The sequence below is a fragment of the Paracoccus aminovorans genome, assembly GCF_900005615.1.
In the GTDB taxonomy this organism is placed as follows: Bacteria; Pseudomonadota; Alphaproteobacteria; order Rhodobacterales; family Rhodobacteraceae; genus Paracoccus; species Paracoccus aminovorans.
In genome coordinates, this window is sequence record NZ_LN832559.1 from 944,628 (window position 1) to 960,507 (window position 15,880).

17 protein-coding genes are annotated in these 15,880 nt (G+C 68.9%); 4 read left to right on the plus strand and 13 right to left on the minus strand.

Translation table 11 applies throughout. The features are described 5' to 3' along the window. Positions 1-5: 5 nt before the first annotated feature. The 4 genes from JCM7685_RS04795 (at position 6) to JCM7685_RS04810 (ending at position 4,589) form a co-directional block, all read left to right on the plus strand. Complete coding sequence (locus JCM7685_RS04795) at positions 6-1,085, plus strand: ABC transporter substrate-binding protein (protein WP_074965762.1); 1,080 nt, start codon at positions 6-8, stop codon at positions 1,083-1,085. Between the two features lie 93 nt (positions 1,086-1,178). Then, complete coding sequence (locus JCM7685_RS04800) at positions 1,179-2,261, plus strand: ABC transporter substrate-binding protein (protein WP_074965986.1); 1,083 nt, start codon at positions 1,179-1,181, stop codon at positions 2,259-2,261. Between the two features lie 67 nt (positions 2,262-2,328). Next, positions 2,329-3,630, plus strand: coding sequence for an ABC transporter permease (locus tag JCM7685_RS04805; RefSeq protein WP_074965763.1), 1,302 nt, complete (start codon positions 2,329-2,331; stop codon positions 3,628-3,630). A gap of 5 nt (positions 3,631-3,635) precedes the next feature. Next, positions 3,636-4,589: an ABC transporter permease gene (locus JCM7685_RS04810; RefSeq protein WP_074965764.1), complete on the plus strand. Its 954-nt coding sequence runs from the start codon at positions 3,636-3,638 to the stop codon at positions 4,587-4,589. Positions 4,590-4,705: 116 nt separating this feature from the next. Here JCM7685_RS04810 and JCM7685_RS04815 read toward each other — a convergent pair whose 3' ends face one another. The 13 genes from JCM7685_RS04815 to JCM7685_RS04875 form a co-directional block, all read right to left on the minus strand. Next, on the minus strand, positions 4,706-5,650 hold the full coding sequence (locus JCM7685_RS04815) for an AEC family transporter (protein WP_074965765.1): 945 nt from the start codon (positions 5,648-5,650) through the stop codon (positions 4,706-4,708). Beyond that, positions 5,647-6,447: an MBL fold metallo-hydrolase gene (locus JCM7685_RS04820; RefSeq protein ID WP_074965766.1), complete on the minus strand. Its 801-nt coding sequence runs from the start codon at positions 6,445-6,447 to the stop codon at positions 5,647-5,649. Before JCM7685_RS04820 ends, JCM7685_RS04815 begins: the two co-directional genes overlap by 4 nt. Next, positions 6,444-7,241 (minus strand): TatD family hydrolase, encoded by a 798-nt coding sequence (locus JCM7685_RS04825; protein ID WP_074965767.1) that lies wholly within the window; start codon positions 7,239-7,241, stop codon positions 6,444-6,446. Before JCM7685_RS04825 ends, JCM7685_RS04820 begins: the two co-directional genes overlap by 4 nt. Positions 7,242-7,252: 11 nt before the next feature. Then, the gene (locus JCM7685_RS04830; protein ID WP_074965768.1) at positions 7,253-8,335 is read right to left on the minus strand and encodes a DNA polymerase III subunit delta'; all 1,083 of its coding nucleotides are present in this window, start codon (positions 8,333-8,335) and stop codon (positions 7,253-7,255) included. Further along, positions 8,332-8,931, minus strand: coding sequence for a dTMP kinase (gene tmk, locus JCM7685_RS04835; RefSeq protein WP_074965769.1), 600 nt, complete (start codon positions 8,929-8,931; stop codon positions 8,332-8,334). Before tmk ends, JCM7685_RS04830 begins: the two co-directional genes overlap by 4 nt. 12 nt (positions 8,932-8,943) lie before the next feature. After that, positions 8,944-10,101, minus strand: a complete 1,158-nt coding sequence (locus JCM7685_RS04840) for a D-alanyl-D-alanine carboxypeptidase family protein (protein ID WP_074965770.1) — start codon at positions 10,099-10,101, stop codon at positions 8,944-8,946. A gap of 123 nt (positions 10,102-10,224) precedes the next feature. Then, a complete protein-coding gene (gene lexA, locus JCM7685_RS04845; protein WP_074965771.1) occupies positions 10,225-10,920 on the minus strand; it encodes a transcriptional repressor LexA in 696 nt (231 codons plus the stop codon). A gap of 102 nt (positions 10,921-11,022) precedes the next feature. Then, a complete protein-coding gene (locus JCM7685_RS04850; protein ID WP_074965772.1) occupies positions 11,023-12,195 on the minus strand; it encodes a molybdopterin molybdotransferase MoeA in 1,173 nt (390 codons plus the stop codon). 9 nt (positions 12,196-12,204) lie between these two features. Beyond that, positions 12,205-12,675: a cyclic pyranopterin monophosphate synthase MoaC gene (gene moaC, locus JCM7685_RS04855; protein ID WP_074965773.1), complete on the minus strand. Its 471-nt coding sequence runs from the start codon at positions 12,673-12,675 to the stop codon at positions 12,205-12,207. Further along, on the minus strand, positions 12,672-13,463 hold the full coding sequence (gene trpC / locus JCM7685_RS04860) for an indole-3-glycerol phosphate synthase TrpC (RefSeq protein ID WP_074965774.1): 792 nt from the start codon (positions 13,461-13,463) through the stop codon (positions 12,672-12,674). The genes moaC and trpC overlap by 4 nt, the downstream gene beginning before the upstream one ends. Positions 13,464-13,472: 9 nt before the next feature. Then, the gene (locus tag JCM7685_RS04865; RefSeq protein ID WP_074965775.1) at positions 13,473-14,138 is read right to left on the minus strand and encodes a uracil-DNA glycosylase; all 666 of its coding nucleotides are present in this window, start codon (positions 14,136-14,138) and stop codon (positions 13,473-13,475) included. Further along, a complete protein-coding gene (gene trpD / locus JCM7685_RS04870; protein WP_074965776.1) occupies positions 14,131-15,165 on the minus strand; it encodes an anthranilate phosphoribosyltransferase in 1,035 nt (344 codons plus the stop codon). Before trpD ends, JCM7685_RS04865 begins: the two co-directional genes overlap by 8 nt. Further along, on the minus strand, positions 15,162-15,752 hold the full coding sequence (locus tag JCM7685_RS04875; protein ID WP_074965777.1) for an anthranilate synthase component II: 591 nt from the start codon (positions 15,750-15,752) through the stop codon (positions 15,162-15,164). Before JCM7685_RS04875 ends, trpD begins: the two co-directional genes overlap by 4 nt. Positions 15,753-15,880: the final 128 nt, after the last annotated feature.

The window sequence follows — 15,880 nt, forward strand, 5'->3', positions numbered from 1 at the left end:
CCAAGATGAAGAGATTGCTCATCCTGACCTCGGCGCTGGTGGCCGTGGCAGCGACAGCCCAGGCCCAGGACAAGCAGCTGAACCTGCTGTCCTGGGGCGGGGCCTATGGCAACAGCCATGTCGAGGCCTATGCCAAGCCCTTCGAGGCCAAGACCGGCATCAAGGTCAGCGTCGCGGATGCCGACAACCCGGCCACGCCGCTGAAGGCGCAGGTCGAGGCGGGCAACGTCTCGACCGACGTGGCCTCGGTGGAATATGCCGATGCGGTCCGGCTGTGCGACGAGGGGCTGCTGGAAACCATCGATCCGGCGATCCTGGCCCCGGCGGCCGACGGCACCTCGGCGATGGATGATTTCATCGACGGCGCGGTGACCGACTGCTTCGTCGGCACCGACGTCTATTCGATGATCCTGGCCTATGACGACGGCAAGTTCCCGGACGCCAAGCCGGCCGGCGCGGCCGATTTCTTCGACACCGCCAAGTTCCCGGGCAAGCGCACCATGCGCAAGGGCGCCAAGTTCAACCTGGAATTCGCGCTGATGGCCGACGGCGTGGCGCCGGATCAGGTCTATGAGACGCTGGGCACCCCCGAGGGCGTGGACCGCGCCTTTGCCAAGCTCGATGCGATCAAGAAGGACGTGATCTGGTGGGAAGCCGGCGCCCAGCCGCCGCAGCTGCTGGCGGATGGCGAGGTCAGCATGGCCTTCGCCTTCAACGGCCGGATCTTCGACGCCGCCCAGAAAGAGGGCAAGCCGTTCAAGATCGTCTGGGACGGCCAGATCTACGAGATGGAGGGCTGGGTGATCCCGAAAGGCGCCCCGCATCCGGATGCCGCCAAGGAATTCGTGACCTTCTCGACCTCGCCCGAGCATCAGGCCCGCGCCGCCGAGTTCATCAGCTACGGCCCGCCGCGCAAGTCGGCCGCCGCGCTGGTCGGCAATATCGAGGGCACCGACGTGCCGATGGGTCCGAACCTGCCGACCTTCGCCGAGAACATGAAGCAGGCGCTGGCCTCGAACCTGGACTTCTGGGTCGATCACGACGCGGAACTGCAAGAGCGCTTCAACGCCTGGCTGGCGAACTGACGCCTTGGCCGCGGCGGCATCTCCGCCGCGGCACGCCAAAGCCCGAACGGGCAGAACCGGCCAACGCGCCGACACATCAACGGGGAGTTGAACATGAAAAGACTGATCATCCTGACCACGGCGCTTTGCGGGTTGGGCTTCGCCGCGCATGCCCAGGACAAGGAAGTCAACGTCGTCTCTTGGGGCGGCGCCTATGAAAAGTCGCAGGTCGAGGCCTATAACACCCCCTTCACCAAGGAAAAGGGGATCAAGGTCAACATGGTCGCCGCCGACGACCCCGCCACCCCGCTGAAGGCGCAGGTCGAGGCCGGCAACGTCACCGGCGACGTCTTCGACGTGGCCATGGCCGACGCGATCCGCATGTGCGACGAAGGCGCGCTGGTCGAATTCGACCCGGCGACGCTGCCCCCGGGCGCGGACGGCACCCCCGCGGTCGATGATTTCGTGGCCGGTTCGCTGACCGATTGCGCGGTCGGGAACATCGTCTGGGGCACGGTGATCGGCTTCGACACCACCAAATTCGCCGACGGCGCCCCGGCGACGGTCGCGGATTTCTTCGACACCGCGAAATTTCCCGGCAAGCGCGGCCTGCCGAAATCGCCCAAGCGCACGCTGTATCTGGCACTGATCGCCGACGGCGTGCCGGCGGCCGAGGTTTATGACACGCTGGGCACCCCCGAGGGCGTCGACCGCGCCTTCCAGAAGCTCGACACCATCAAGAAGGACGTGGTCTGGTGGGAGGCGGGCGCCCAGCCCATGCAGCTTCTGGCCGATGGCGAGGTCTCGATGACCACGGTCTACAACGGCCGCCTGTTCGACGCCATCGTCGGCGAGGGCAAGCCCTTCGACACCATCTGGGACGGCCAGTATCTGGAGATCAACGCCTTCGTGGTGCCCAAGCAGGCCCCGCATCCCGAGGCGGCGCTGGAATACGTGAACTTCGCCACCGGCACCCAGCCGCTCGCCGACCAGGCGAAATGGATCAGCTACGGCCCGGCGCGCAAATCCTCGGCGCCGCTGGTCGGGCTCTACAACGACGGCAAGACCGAGATGGCGCCCTTCATGCCCACCAGCGACGAGCACATGAAGACCGCCGTCGTGGACGACCCCGAGTTCTGGGCCGACCATTCCGCGGAGCTGGCCGAGCGCTTCAACAACTGGCTGGCCGCCAACTGATCCAACGCCGCCCGGCCCGATGCCGGGCGGCCGCCCTTGACCAAGCCCTTGCTGACGAAGGATCGTGATGTCCAACGCGCTTGACCCCCATGCCGCCATCGTGACCGAGGCCGGCGGCCTCGACCAGGGCGGAACCCTGCGGACGGCCGACGGCCAGCCACTGACTCGGGCGCTGGCGCGCAGCTCGCGCCGGGCTCGGCGCCGGGCGTTCCTGCTGGTGCTGCCGCTGTTGCTGTTCATCCTGCTGACCTTCGTGCTGCCGATCGGGCAGATGCTGCAGCGCTCGGTCAAGAACGACGGCTTTTCCGCGAACATGCCGCAGCTTTCGGCCTGGTTCCACGACCATCCGCACGGCACCCAGCCGGACGACGCCGCCTGGGCGGCGCTGGCCGCGGACCTGACCGCCGCGGCCGAGTCGCGCACCATCGGCATCGTCGGCACCCGCGTCAACTACGACATGCCGGGCACGCGCTCGCTCTTCACTTCGGCCGGGCGCAAGGCGCGCGGCGGGTTGGAGCCGCCCTATCGCGAGTCGATCCTCGAGATGGACGCCAAATGGGGCGATCCCAAGCTGTGGTCGGTGATGCGCGAGGCTTCCTCGGCCTATACGGCGAACTTCTATCTGGCCGCCGTCGACCGCACCCGCGACGACGACGGCAAGATCGTCCAGGCGCCCGAGCAGCAGCGCATCTATCTCAAGCTGTTCCTGCGCACCTTCTGGCTGTCGCTGGTGATCACCGGCACCACCTTCCTGCTGGGCTTTCCCATCGCGCATCTGCTGGCGACGCTGCCGATGCGCAAGTCGAACCTGCTGATGATCCTGGTGCTGCTGCCGTTCTGGACCTCGCTGCTGGTCAGGACCACGGCCTGGATGGTGCTGCTGCAGCAGCAGGGGGTGGTCAACGACATCCTGGTCTGGCTGGGGGTGATCGGCAACAACCAGCGGCTGCAGATGATCTTCAACCAGACCGGCACGATCATCGCCATGACCCATATCCTGCTGCCCTTCATGATCCTGCCGCTCTATTCGGTGATGCGCACGATCAATCCCAGCTATGTGCGCGCGGCGCGCAGCCTGGGCGCGACCAGCTGGACGGCGTTCCGGCGCATCTATTTCCCGCAGACCCTGCCGGGGCTGGGGGCGGGGGCGCTTCTGGTCTTCATCCTGGCGGTGGGTTACTACATCACCCCGGCGCTGGTCGGCGGCTCGTCGGGGCAGCTGATCTCGAACCTGATCGCGATGCACATGACCCAGACGCTGAACTGGTCGATGGCGGCGGCGTTGGCCTCGCTGCTGCTGGCCGGGGTGCTGATCCTCTACTGGGTCTATGACCGCCTCGTCGGCATCGACAACCTGAAACTGGGGTAATCGCCATGGCGCTTCCGACTTACGCATCCCCGCTGGAAAAGATCTGGCACTATGCCTATCTGGCGATCTGCGCGGCGATCTTCTTCTTCCTGATCGCGCCGATCGTGGTGGTCATCCCGCTGTCCTTCAACGCCGAGCCCTATTTCACCTTCACCGAGAAGATGCTCTCCTTCGACCCCGAGGGCTATTCGATGCGCTGGTACAACAGCCTGCTGACCTTCGGCATGACCAACCCGGGCGCGCCGAAGGACCTGAGCTGGTGGGCCGACGCCTGGCAGAACGCGAAATGGATCAAGGCGGCGAAGTCGTCGATCATCATCGGCTTCTTTTCGACCATCCTGGCCACGGTGCTGGGCACGCTGGCGGCGCTGGGCCTGTCGCGGCCGGAAATGCCCTTCCGCCGCGTCATCATGGCGGTGCTGATCTCGCCGATGATCGTGCCGATCATCATCACGGCGACGGGGATGTTCTTCTTCTATTCGAACCCCTGCGCGCCGCTCAGCTGGATCGGGCTCAACCCCAGCTGCGGCAAGCTGGCCGGAACCTATCTGGGCGTGATCCTGGCCCATGCGACGCTGGGCATCCCCTTCGTGATCATCACGGTGACGGCGACGCTGATCGGCTTCGACCAGTCGCTGGCGCGGGCGGCGGCCAGCCTGGGGGCCAATCCGCGGACGACCTTCTTCCGCATCATCATGCCGCTGATCCTGCCCGGCGTGATCTCGGGCGCGCTCTTCGCCTTCGTCACCTCCTTCGACGAGGTGGTGGCGGTGCTGTTCATCGCCGGCCCGGACCAGCAGACCATCCCGCGGCAGATGTGGAACGGCATCCGCGAACAGATCTCGCCAGCGATCCTGGCCGTGGCCACGCTGCTGGTGATCTTCTCGATCGCATTGCTGGCGACGGTCGAGATGCTGCGCCGCCGCTCGGAACGGCTGCGGGGCATCACGCCGCATTGAGCGCCGCATGCCCCGGCCCTGAACCCGCCGCCCTTCGGGGCGGCGTTTTCATGGCGGCCCCCCGCTTCTCCGTTTTCCCAAATACTCCCGCCGGAGGCCAGCCGCCGTGCGCCCGCTCAGGGCAGCAGCCAGATCCAGAACCAGATCGACAGGATCGACAGCACGGTCGAGACCAGCACCGTGGAAGCCGCCACCCGCTTCGCCGCATCATAGATCGAGGCGAACAGATAGGCGTTCACCCCCGGCGCCATGCTGGCGGTGATCACCGCCGAGCGCAGCGGCGGCGCCGGCAGCTGGAACAGCTGCCCCAGCGTCCAGGTGATGGCCGGATGGATCAGCAGCGAGGCCACGCAGCACAGTGCGATGGCCTTGCCGTCGCCCTCGGGGCGATAGCGGTAAAGCACGCCGCCCAACCCGAACAGCGCCGCCGGCAGCGCCGCACGCGCCATCATGTCGACGGCGGCCCAGAAGCCCTCGGGCATCACCAGCCCGGCTTGCATCAGCAGGTTCATCGCCGCCCCGCAGAGGATGCCGATGATCAGCGGCGTATGCAGCACCCCCGACAGCGCCCGCAGCGCGATGCGGCCGGGGGCAAGGCTTTGCCCGCGCGCGCGCGCCACCTCCATCATGGTGATGCCGAACGTGTAGAGCAGCGGCGAATGAAGAGCGATGATGGCGACGTTGCCGGCGATGGCCTCGGCGCCATAGGCGCGTTCCATGATCGGAATGCCCAGCAGCAGCGAGTTCGAGAACAGGCAGCAGAAGCCGATGGCCACCGCGTCCTCGGGGCTGCGTTTCAGCCGGAACAGCGCCAGCGACCAGCCGATGAAATAGGACGCGAAGGCGCCGCTGTAGAAGGCGATCCACATGCCCGGGTTGAAGTTTCCGGCCATGTCCAGCCGCGCGACATTGGCGAAAAGCAGCACCGGCACGGCGAAGCTCTGCGCGAAGCGCATCAGCCCGTCCACCGCCAGCTCGGAAAATATCCGCCGCCAGGCCGCCAGCGATCCGAAGCCGATGATGATGAACACCGGCAGGATCACGTCGAAGAGAATCGTCATATCAGCTCGATGCGCAGCCCGTCATGGGCCGGAACCACGTTCTCGGGGGTTTCGCGCATGACCGCGTCGTAATCCAGTTCGATATGCATGTTGGTGATGATGCCCTGGCCGCAGCCCGAGCGCGCGATCCACTCCAGCGCCAGCGCCAGATGGGCGTGGCTGGGGTGCGGGGTCCGGCGCAGCGCATCGCAGATGAACACGTCGCAGCCCAGGATGCTGGGCCAGGACTCCTCGGGGATGGCCAGCGCGTCGGGCAGATAGACCAGGCTCTGCTCGACCCCGCCGATGCGATAGCCGAGCGCGGGGATGTCGCCGTGATCGACCTCGAAGGGCCCGAATTCGATCGGGCCGCCGGCGCCCTCGACCTCGAACGGCCCCCGAACCCTCCTGATCTCGCAGACCGGAGGATAGGAGGACCCCGCGGGCGTCTCGAAGACATAGCCGAAGCGGCTGCGCAACGCGGCCTCGGTCTGCGCATCGGCCCAGACCGGCATGATGCGGCGCATGTTGAAGACGATCTGCCGCAGGTCGTCGATGCCGTGGATGTGGTCGGCATGGGGATGGGTATAGACCACCGCGTCCAACTCGCCCACGCCGGCATCCAGCATCTGCGGCACGAAATCCGGGCCGGTGTCGACCAGCACCCGCGTCACCCCGTCATGGCCGAAACGCTCGACCAGCAGGGAGCAGCGCCGGCGCCGGTTGCGGGGGTTGGCCGGGTCGCATTCGCCCCAGCGGTTTCCCAGCCGCGGCACCCCGCCCGAGGACCCGCAGCCCAGGATGGTGGCCCGGATCATGCCGCGGCCTTGGTGAACAACCGGTCGAAATTGGCGCTGGTCAGCGCGGCGAATTCGGTCTCGGTCAGGCCCAGGGCCTGCGCGCCGGCCCGGGCGGTATGGGCGACATAGGCCGGCTCGTTGCGCTTGCCGCGATAGGGCGGCGGGGCGAGATAGGGGGCGTCGGTCTCGACCAGGATGCGGTCGCGGGGCGCGGCGGCGAAGATCTCGCGGATCTCGGCCGAGCGGGGAAAGGCGGCGATCCCCGACATCGACAGGTAGAAGCCCAGGTCCAGCGCGGCCTGCGCCAGTTCAGGGCCGCTGGTATAGCAATGCATCACGCAGGAATAGGCGCCGGCACGGTGTTCCTCGGCCAGGATGCGGGCCATGTCGGCGTCCGCATCGCGCGAATGGACGATCAGCGGCAGGCCGGTCCGGCGCGCGGCCTCGATATGAAGGCGCAGGCTCTCGGCCTGCACGGCGGCGCTTTCGGCGGTATAGTGATAGTCGAGCCCGGTCTCGCCGATGCCGACGAATTTCGGATGCGCGGCCAGGGCGACCAGGTCCTCGACCGTGGCCAGGGGCTCTTCGGCGGCATACATCGGGTGGGTGCCGGCGGCATACCAGACCTCGGGATGGGCCTCGGCGATGGCGCGGACGCGGGGTTCGTTGCGCAGCCGGGTGCAGATCGTCACCATGCGGGTGACGCCGGCGGCGCGGGCGCGTGCCACCAGTTCGGCCTGCTGGCCATCGAAATCGGGAAAGTCCAGGTGGCAATGGCTGTCCACCAGGGCGGGAAGGGGGGTCTCGGACATCGGCGGATCCGTCACAGGGCGGGCTGGTTCGCAAGCCCGATCAGCATATCCAACACCATCGCGGAAGGGTCAAGGTTGACCGCCCGGCCGGCGCGGGCGCGGGCGGAGAGTTCGGCCTGGGCACCGGCCCAGAGTCGCGCGGCCTCGGGGCCATGGGCAAGGCGGGTCAGCACCTCGGCCTCGCCCGCGGCGGCCTCGGGCAGCGGCGCGCCCAAAAGGCCGGTCCGCGCGGCCCGGGTCAGGAATCGGTCAATGAGCGTCACCACCAGGTCGAAGGGATCGCCATCCGCCCCGGCGCGACCCGCCGCAAGATCGGCAAGCTGCGCCGCGGCGCGGCGGTCCATGCGCGGATAGTCGGCGAAAAGTGCGATGATGCGGCGATAGACCTCCAGCCCGTCCTGCCCCGCCAGCCGCAGCGCCTCGCCGACCGAGCCGCCCGAGAGCGCCGCCAGTTGCGCCGCGTCGTGATCGAGGCCCAGATCGGCCAGCACGCGGCCCAGGTCCTCGGGGGCCAGCGGATGCAGCCGCAATTCGCGGCAGCGCGACCGGATGGTCGGCAAGAGCCGGCCCGGCTGATGCGCGACCAATAGCAGGACGGCCTGGGCCGGGGGCTCCTCCAGCAGCTTCAGCAGCGCATTGGCGGCGGCCGGGTTCATTTCGTCGGCGGCGTCGATGATGGCGATGCGCCGGCCGCCCTCGGCCGCGCTCATGTGGAAGAAACCCTGCAGGCGCCGGATCTCGTCGACGGTGATCTCGGTCCGCAGCCGTTGGCTTTTCTCGTCGACCGGGCGGCGGACGAGATGCAGCCGCGGCTCGGAGAGGGCGCGGATGCGGCGCACCACGGGGTCCTCGGGTGGTGCGGTCAGGTCCGACGTGCCGGCGTCGCTGAGCAGCCATTTCGCGATGTTCCAGGCCAGCGTCGCCTTGCCGGTTCCGCGCGGGCCCGACAGCAGCCAGGCGTGGTGCAGACGATGCGCCTGGGCGGCGGCGATGAAATCGGCGACGGCGCCGTCCTGGCCGATGACCCGCGCCGCCTCGCGCGGGTGCGGGGCGCCGGGGACGCGGTCGGGTTCGGGCAGAGGCTCGTCGCTCATGCCAGGGTCGCCCGGACGCGAGCCGCGACCTCGTCCTCGCTGCCGCTGCCATCGATGACGCGGAAACGGGCGGGGAATTCGGCGGCCAGCGCCCGGAAACCGTCGCGGAGCCGGCGCTGGAAATCCAGGCCCAGCGTCTCGAACCGGTCCTCGACCCCGCCGCGGGCCTGGCCGCGGGCCAGCGCGATCTCGGGGTCGAGGTCGATCAGGAACGTCCGGGCGGGTTCGATGCCGATGGTCAGACGGTGCAGCTCCTCGACCAGCTGGCGCAGATCGGCACGGACGAGGCCCTGGTAGACCCGGCTGGAATCGGCGAAACGGTCGGTGATCACGCTGGCCCCGCGCGCCAGAGCCGGGTGGATCAGGCGCTCGACATGGTCGCGGCGCGCGGCGGTGAAGAGCAGCAGCTCGGTTTCGGGCGACCAGCGTTCACCGCGCCCCTCGACCAGCAGCCGGCGGATCTCTTCGGCCCCTTCGCTGCCGCCGGGTTCGCGGGTCAGCACCGTCTCGGTGCCGGCGTCGGCCATCGTTCGGGCCAGGCGCCGTGCCTGGGTCGATTTTCCCGATCCGTCGATGCCCTCGAAGCTGATGAACATGGAGCGCCGGGGTCAGTTCCGCACCGATTGGAACGCGCGCTCGCCCAGCCGCAGGGCGGCGCTTTGCATGCGGCCGAAGACGCCGCTGCGGGCCACGTCCGAGGCGGCGAAGAGCGGCAGCCGCGACTGTCCGGTGCCGGGAATGTCGACGACTAGTTCGCCCAGCCGGTCGCCCCGGGCGATCGGGGCTTCGATCGGGCCGTTGAACACCGCCTCGGCGGTGACACCGGCATGCGAGCCGGCCGGGATCAACACCCGCACGCCGTCGCTGGTGGTCAGGCCGACGCGGCGGCTTTCACCCAGCCAGACCGGGGCCTGGGTGACCGTCTCGCCCTTGGGGATGATGGTGCGCATGGTGAACTGACGATAGGCCCAGTTCACGATCCGCTCGGCTTCCTCGGCGCGCGCCTTGTCGCTGGGCAGGCCGGCGATTACGAAGACGATGCGCCGGTCGCCCTGCATCGCCGAGCCGACCAGGCCATAGCCCGCCTCCTGCGTGTGGCCGGTCTTCAGCCCGTCGGCCTTCCACTCGCCGGTGCCGAGACGCAGCAGCGGATTGCGGTTGTTCGCATTCGCGGGGACCCGGCCCTTGTAGTTATATTCGGTCAGCGCGAAGTTCTTGTAGAGTTCCGGGAATTCGGTGATCAGCCGCGTGGCGAGAATGCCAAGATCGTGCATCGACATGCGATGTTCGGGCGCGGGCCAGCCCGAGGAATTCACGAAATGCGAATTCGTCATGCCCAGCTGTCGGGCGCGTTCGTTCATCGCCCGGGCAAAGGCCTCTTCGGTGCCGGACAGTCCTTCGGCCACCACCACGCAGGCGTCGTTGCCGGAGTTGATGATGATGCCGTGGATCAGTTCCTCGACCGTGGGGCGGTCGGCCGGCTCGACGAACATCTTCGAGCCGCCCATGTGCCAGGCCTTTGTCGAGACCGGAAAAGTGGTGTCCATCGCCACCCGGCCCTCGTGCAGCGACTCGAACAGCATGTTCAGCGTCATCAGCTTGGACATCGAGGCCGGCGGCAGCGGCTCTTCGGCGTTCTTCTGCATCAGCACGGTGCCGGTGGCGACGTCATAGACCCAGGCCGCGCGGGCATTGGTGTCGAAGGCCCGCGCCGGCAGCGCCAGCACCATGACCAGAGCGAAGATGCGGAACGTCAGAGCACGCATGGATTGTCCTTGACCAGTCGCCTTTGGGTCATGGTTAGCGCAGAGGGCCACCGCCTGCAACGCCGGTCGGGTGCATCTGCCCCGCAAGTGAACGACCGGCGGTTGCACATGCCGCCGGGTCGATCAATAGCTGCGGATCAGCCCGACCAGCCGGCCCTGGACGCGCACCTTGTCCTCGGGCAGGACCCGGGTTTCATAGGCGGGGTTCGCGGCCTCCAGCGCGATCATGCCGCCCTTGCGGCGATAGCGCTTCAGCGTCGCCTCGGACCCCTCGACCAGAGCGACCACGATATCGCCGTTCTCGGCCGTGTCCTGTTCGCGGATCACCACGACATCGCCGTCGTTGATCCCGGCCTCGATCATGGAATCGCCCTTCACTTCCAGCGCATAATGCCGCTCCTTGCCCGCAAGCATCGAGCCGGGGACGGCGATGTGATGCGATACTTCCGAGATCGCCTCGATCGGCACGCCGGCGGCGATGCGGCCCATCACCGGCAGGTCTACGGCCGAGGCCGAGACCTCGAACGCGCCGCGCGGCAGCGGGGCGGCGGGTCGGGCATCGCCGTCGATCACGCGGGGCTGGAAACCCGGCCCCTTGCTGAGGCTGTCGGGCAGGCGGACGATTTCCAGCGCCCGGGCGCGATGCGGCAGGCGGCGGATGAAGCCGCGTTCTTCCAATGCGGTCACGAGGCGATGAATTCCCGATTTCGAGCGCAGGTCCAGCGCGAGCTTCATTTCGTCGAACGAGGGCGGCACCCCGTCTCGGGCCATGCGGGCTTGAATGAATTCAAGCAGCTGGATTTGCTTTCTGGTCAGCATGGTTCGTCCCTGCTCTGCTGCGAGTGCCATCATGTTCCTTGAATGTTCTAGCGCGACCGATCTCCTGCGTCAACGATTAAGCCGATTCGGGTAAACAGGCGGTTAAAACGGCAGGAATTCCACGGTTTCCCCCGCGCGGCGCGCCGGATCGTGGGCCGGGCGCATCAGCAGCGCGTCCGCCTCGGCCAGCACCCACAACCGGGCGCTGTCCTGGTCGGTGAACGGGTCGATCCGCGGCAGGCCGTCGCCGGGGGCAAGCCGCGCGCGCAGGTAGTGCTGGCGGTCGCCCTCGGGCGGCAGGTCGCGGGCCAGCACGGCGCGGGCAAGCTGGGGGCCTGGCGGCAGACCCTGCATGGCGCGGATCAGCGGCTGCATGAAGAGTTTCGCGCAAACCATGGCAGAGACCGGGTTTCCCGGCAGCCCCAGCATCGCGGCCTTGCCCATCCGCCCCGCCATCAGCGGCTTGCCCGGCCGCATCGCCAGCTTGTAGAAGCTGCGCTGCATTCCCAGGTCGGCCGAGACCTTGGCGATCAGGTCGTGGTCGCCGACCGAGGCGCCGCCGATGGTCACGATCAGGTCGCAGCCCTCGGCCTGGGCAAAGCGCTCGCGCAGGCTTGCCTCGGTGTCGCGGGCCAGCGGCAGCACCAGTGGCTCGGCCCCGACCTCGCGCGCCAGCGCGGCGATGGCGATGTCGTTCGAGCTGACGATCTGGCCCGGTGCCGGCTGGCTGCCGGGGGGCACCAGCTCGTCGCCGCCGGCCAGCACCGCGACGCGCGGGCGGCGCGCGACCGTGATGCGCGGCACGTTCATCGCCGCCAGCAGCGCCAGGTCTGCGGGGCGCAGAGGGCGCGGCGGGTGAAAGACGGACCCTTGCGAAAAATCATTGCCTTTCGCGCGGATATTCAGGTTGCTGCCCGCGCCGTCGACGGTGATCCGGTCGCCCTCTCGCGTCACGATCTCCTGGATCATCACGCGGTCGTAGCCGGCAGGAACCGGGGCGCCGGTGAAGATGCGGATGGCGCTGCCGGGGGGCGTCTCGCCCTCGTAGGGAACGCCCGCGGCCGCGGTGCCGATCACCGTCAGCGGCCCGGGCAGATCGGCCGAGCGCAGCGCATAGCCGTCCATGGCCGAGGCGTCGAAGGGCGGTTGCGTCAGCCGTGCCAGCGCAGGCGCCGCCATGGCGCGGCCGAGCGCCTGATGCAGCGGAATCTCCTCGGTTTCCGGTGGGTTGGCGAGCGCCAGGACAAGGGCGCGGGCTTCATCGACGCTGATCATTCTTCCCCCTCAGGGCGCGCGGAAGTCGCCCGATTTGCCGCCGGTCTTGGAGAGCAGGCGGATGCCCTCGATCCGCATGTCCTTCTGCGCCGCCTTGAGCATGTCATAGACGGTCAGGCAGGCGGTGGTGACTGCGGTCAGCGCCTCCATCTCGACGCCGGTCTTGCCGGCGGTGCGGACGGTCGCGGTGACGCGGATGCCGGGCAGGGCCGGGTCGGCGGCCAGATCGACGGAAACCTTGGTGATCGGCAGCGGATGGCAGAGCGGGATCAGGTCCGAGGTGCGTTTCGCCCCCATGATCCCCGCCAGCCGCGCCACGCCCATGACGTCGCCCTTGGCCGCGCCGCCCTGCGCCAGCGCCAGCGTCTCGGGCGCCATCAGCACCAGCCCCTCGGCCACCGCTTCGCGCGCGGTCTCGGGCTTGGCCGAGACATCGACCATATGCGCCTGGCCCTGGGCGTCGAAATGCGTCAGGCTCATGCCGCGAGGCCCAGGATCTGGCGTGTGGCGCCGGTCACGTCCGCCTGCCGCATCAGGCTTTCGCCGATCAGGAAGCGCTTCACCCCGGCATCGGCCATGCGGTTCAGGTCGGCGGGCGTGAACAGCCCGCTTTCGCAGACCAGGTCGCGATCCGCCGGCACATGCGGCGCCAGGTCCAGCGTCACCTCCAGGCTGACCTCGAAGGTCTTGAGGTTGCGGTTGTTCACCCCGATCAGCGGCGATTTCAGCCGCAGCGCGCGGTCGAGTTCGGCGCGGTCATGCACCTCGACCAGCGCATCCATGCCCCAATGGGCCGCCGCGTCCTCAAGCTCGGCGGCAAGGGCGTCGTCGACCGAGGCCATGATGATCAGGATGCAATCGGCGCCCCAGGCCCGGGCCTCGGCCACCTGATAGGTGTCGTAAAGGAAATCCTTGCGCAGCGCCGGCAGGTCGCAGGCGGCGCGGGCGGCGGTCAGGAACCCGGGCGCGCCCTGGAAGCTGGGGCCGTCGGTCAGCACCGAAAGGCAGGCCGCGCCGCCCTGCTGATAGGCGCGGGCCAATGCCGGCGGGTCGAAATCCGGGCGGATCAGGCCCTTGGAGGGGCTGGCCTTCTTGATCTCGGCGATCAGCGCATGGCCGGTCGCGGCCTTGTCGGCCAGCGCGCGGGCGAAGCCGCGCGGGGGGTCGGCGGCGCGGGCCTCGGCCTCGACGCCCGACAGCGGGCGAGCGGATTTGGCGGCGGCGATTTCGTCAAGCTTGTAGGCCTTGATGCGGTCGAGAATATCCATGGCCGTGGTTTACCCCGCGACAGAGGTTTCGGAAAGGGTCCAGTCGATCGGCGCCTCGCCCCGCGCCCGCAGCCAGTCGTTCACCCGGCTGAAGGGGCGCGAGCCGAAAAAGCCGCGCCGCGCCGACAGCGGCGAGGGATGGGCGCTTTCGATCACCAGGTCCTGCGGACGCGGCAGCCCGGCCACGGCCTTTTGCGCATGGGCGCCCCAGAGGATGAAGGCCAGCGGGCGCTCCGCCTGCGCACGGGCCACGGCCTGGCGCACCAGCTTGTCCCAGCCCCATTTCGCATGGGCGCCGGCCTGTCCGGGCAGGACCGAAAGCGAGGTGTTCAGAAGCAGCACCCCCTGCCGCGCCCAGCCCGACAGGTCGCCGTTCGGCGGCGCGGCGCCCAGGTCCTCGCGCATCTCGGCATAGATGTTCTTCAGCGAGCGCGGCAGCGCGGTCTGCGGCGTGACCGAGAATGCCAGCCCGTTGGCATGGCCCGGCGTGGGATAGGGGTCCTGTCCCAGCAGCACGACGCGCGCCGCGTCGGGGGGCGTCAGTTCCAGCGCGGCGAAGACGCGGCCGGGGCCGGGCAGCCAGTCGCGCTCGGTCAGCCGGGCGGCGATTCCGGGCCAGTCCTGGCGAAAGAACGGCAGGTCGGCCCAGGCGGCGGGGACCTGCGGGTCAGGCATTGGGCTCGGGCGCGCCGACCTGGGCTGCCAGCGCGGCCAGCTTGGCCCCGGCCTTGCCGCTGTCGATGGATTCGGCGGCCATCAGGGCGCCTTCGCGCAGGTCGGCGGCCTTGCCGGCGATCAGCAGGGCGGCACCGGCGTTCAGCAGCACCGCATCCCGATAGGCGCTTTTTTCACCCGCCAGCAGCGCCCGCAGTGCGCTTGCGTTCTGGGCTGGGTCGCCGCCCAGGATCGCCTCGAACGGGTGGAGGGGCAGGCCGGCATCCTCGGGCGAGACCTCGAACTCGGTGATCTCGCCGTCCTTCAATTGCGCCACCCAGCTTGGCGCGGCGATGGACAACTCGTCCGTGCCGTCGCCGCCATGGATCAGCCAGGCCGCTTCCGAGCCCAGTTCGCGCAGCGTCTCGGCCATGGGGCGGTTCCAGACCCGGTCGAAGGTGCCGGTCAACTGCCGCCGGACGCCGCCGGGATTGGTCATCGGACCCAGCAGGTTGAAGATCGTGCGGGTGCCAAGCTCGGTCCGGGCGGGGCCGACGTGGCGCATGGCGGGGTGATGCACCGGCGCCATCATGAAACAGATGCCGGTCGCGGCCAGCGCGCGCTCGGCCACCTCGGGCGTGGACATGACGTTCAGCCCCAGATGGGTCAGCGCATCGGCCGAGCCCGACTTGGACGACAGGTTGCGGTTGCCGTGCTTGGCGACCGGCACGCCCGCGCCCGCCACGACGAAGGCCGCGGCGGTCGAGATGTTCAGCGTGCCCTTGCCGTCGCCGCCGGTGCCGACGATGTCCATCGCGCCCTCGGGCGCCCGGATGCGGTTCATCCGCGCGCGCATGGCGCGGGTGGCGGCGGCCATTTCCTCGACCGTCTCGCCGCGCACGCGCATCGCCATCAAGAGCCCGCCGATCTGCGCCGGCGTCGCCGCGCCCTCGAACAGTGCGCCGAAGGCCGCTTCGGCCTCGGTTCCGGTCAGGGGACGGGTGGCGGCAAGGCCGATCAGCGGTCGGATGTCGGTCGCGGCGCTCATGCGGCGGCGTCCACGTTCTGGCAGCGGCGCAGGAAGTTGCGGATCATGTCGTGGCCGTATTCCGAGGCGATGCTTTCGGGGTGGAACTGCACGCCCTCGATGGGCAGGGTCCGGTGCACCAGCCCCATGATGGTGCCGTCCGCCGTGGTCGCGGTGACGCGCAAGCAGTCGGGCAGGCTTTCCGGCTCGACCGTCAGCGAATGGTAGCGCGTCGCGGTCAGGGGCGAGGGCAGGCCGGCAAAGACCCCGGTGCCGTCGTGGCTGACCGCGTCGGTCTTGCCATGGACGATGCGGCTGGCGCGCACCACCTTGCCGCCGAAGGCCTCGCCGATGGCCTGGTGGCCCAGGCAGACGCCGAACAGCGGCACGCCCGTCTCGGCCGCCGCCCGGATCAGCGGCACGATGATGCCGGCCTGCGCCGGGTCGCAGGGGCCGGGCGAGATGACGATGCCCTGCGCGCCCATCCCCAGCGCCTCCTCGACGGAAAGCACGTCGTTGCGGCGCACGACCACCTCGGCCCCGGCCTCGCCCATGTAATGCACGAGGTTCCAGGTGAAGCTGTCGTAATTGTCGATGAGCAGGATCATGGCGGGGCCTTGCATTGGGGGGTGAACCCCGGAAAATCTGCGGCTATAGATGGGCTAAAGCCTTGCGGCGGGTCAAGCCCGTGGGCAAGAAAAACAGGCGCGAAAGCCAAGGGCGGGACGGTCGAGGC

Excerpts from the sequence above, each read along its gene's own strand:
- trpD (WP_074965776.1), bottom strand. The coding sequence starts at position 15,165 with ATGAGCGCCGCGACCGACATCCGACCGCTGATCGGCCTTGCCGCCACC.
- JCM7685_RS04800 (WP_074965986.1), top strand. The coding sequence starts at position 1,179 with ATGAAAAGACTGATCATCCTGACCACGGCGCTTTGCGGGTTGGGCTTC.
- trpC (WP_074965774.1), bottom strand. The coding sequence starts at position 13,463 with ATGGATATTCTCGACCGCATCAAGGCCTACAAGCTTGACGAAATCGCC.
- JCM7685_RS04795 (WP_074965762.1), top strand. The coding sequence starts at position 6 with ATGAAGAGATTGCTCATCCTGACCTCGGCGCTGGTGGCCGTGGCAGCG.
- JCM7685_RS04825 (WP_074965767.1), bottom strand. The coding sequence starts at position 7,241 with ATGTCCGAGACCCCCCTTCCCGCCCTGGTGGACAGCCATTGCCACCTG.
- tmk (WP_074965769.1), bottom strand. The coding sequence starts at position 8,931 with ATGTTCATCAGCTTCGAGGGCATCGACGGATCGGGAAAATCGACCCAG.
- JCM7685_RS04875 (WP_074965777.1), bottom strand. The coding sequence starts at position 15,752 with ATGATCCTGCTCATCGACAATTACGACAGCTTCACCTGGAACCTCGTG.
- JCM7685_RS04865 (WP_074965775.1), bottom strand. The coding sequence starts at position 14,138 with ATGCCTGACCCGCAGGTCCCCGCCGCCTGGGCCGACCTGCCGTTCTTT.
- JCM7685_RS04830 (WP_074965768.1), bottom strand. The coding sequence starts at position 8,335 with ATGAGCGACGAGCCTCTGCCCGAACCCGACCGCGTCCCCGGCGCCCCG.
- moaC (WP_074965773.1), bottom strand. The coding sequence starts at position 12,675 with ATGAGCCTGACGCATTTCGACGCCCAGGGCCAGGCGCATATGGTCGAT.
- JCM7685_RS04840 (WP_074965770.1), bottom strand. The coding sequence starts at position 10,101 with ATGCGTGCTCTGACGTTCCGCATCTTCGCTCTGGTCATGGTGCTGGCG.
- JCM7685_RS04815 (WP_074965765.1), bottom strand. The coding sequence starts at position 5,650 with ATGACGATTCTCTTCGACGTGATCCTGCCGGTGTTCATCATCATCGGC.
- JCM7685_RS04820 (WP_074965766.1), bottom strand. The coding sequence starts at position 6,447 with ATGATCCGGGCCACCATCCTGGGCTGCGGGTCCTCGGGCGGGGTGCCG.
- lexA (WP_074965771.1), bottom strand. The coding sequence starts at position 10,920 with ATGCTGACCAGAAAGCAAATCCAGCTGCTTGAATTCATTCAAGCCCGC.
- JCM7685_RS04805 (WP_074965763.1), top strand. The coding sequence starts at position 2,329 with ATGTCCAACGCGCTTGACCCCCATGCCGCCATCGTGACCGAGGCCGGC.
- JCM7685_RS04810 (WP_074965764.1), top strand. The coding sequence starts at position 3,636 with ATGGCGCTTCCGACTTACGCATCCCCGCTGGAAAAGATCTGGCACTAT.
- JCM7685_RS04850 (WP_074965772.1), bottom strand. The coding sequence starts at position 12,195 with ATGATCAGCGTCGATGAAGCCCGCGCCCTTGTCCTGGCGCTCGCCAAC.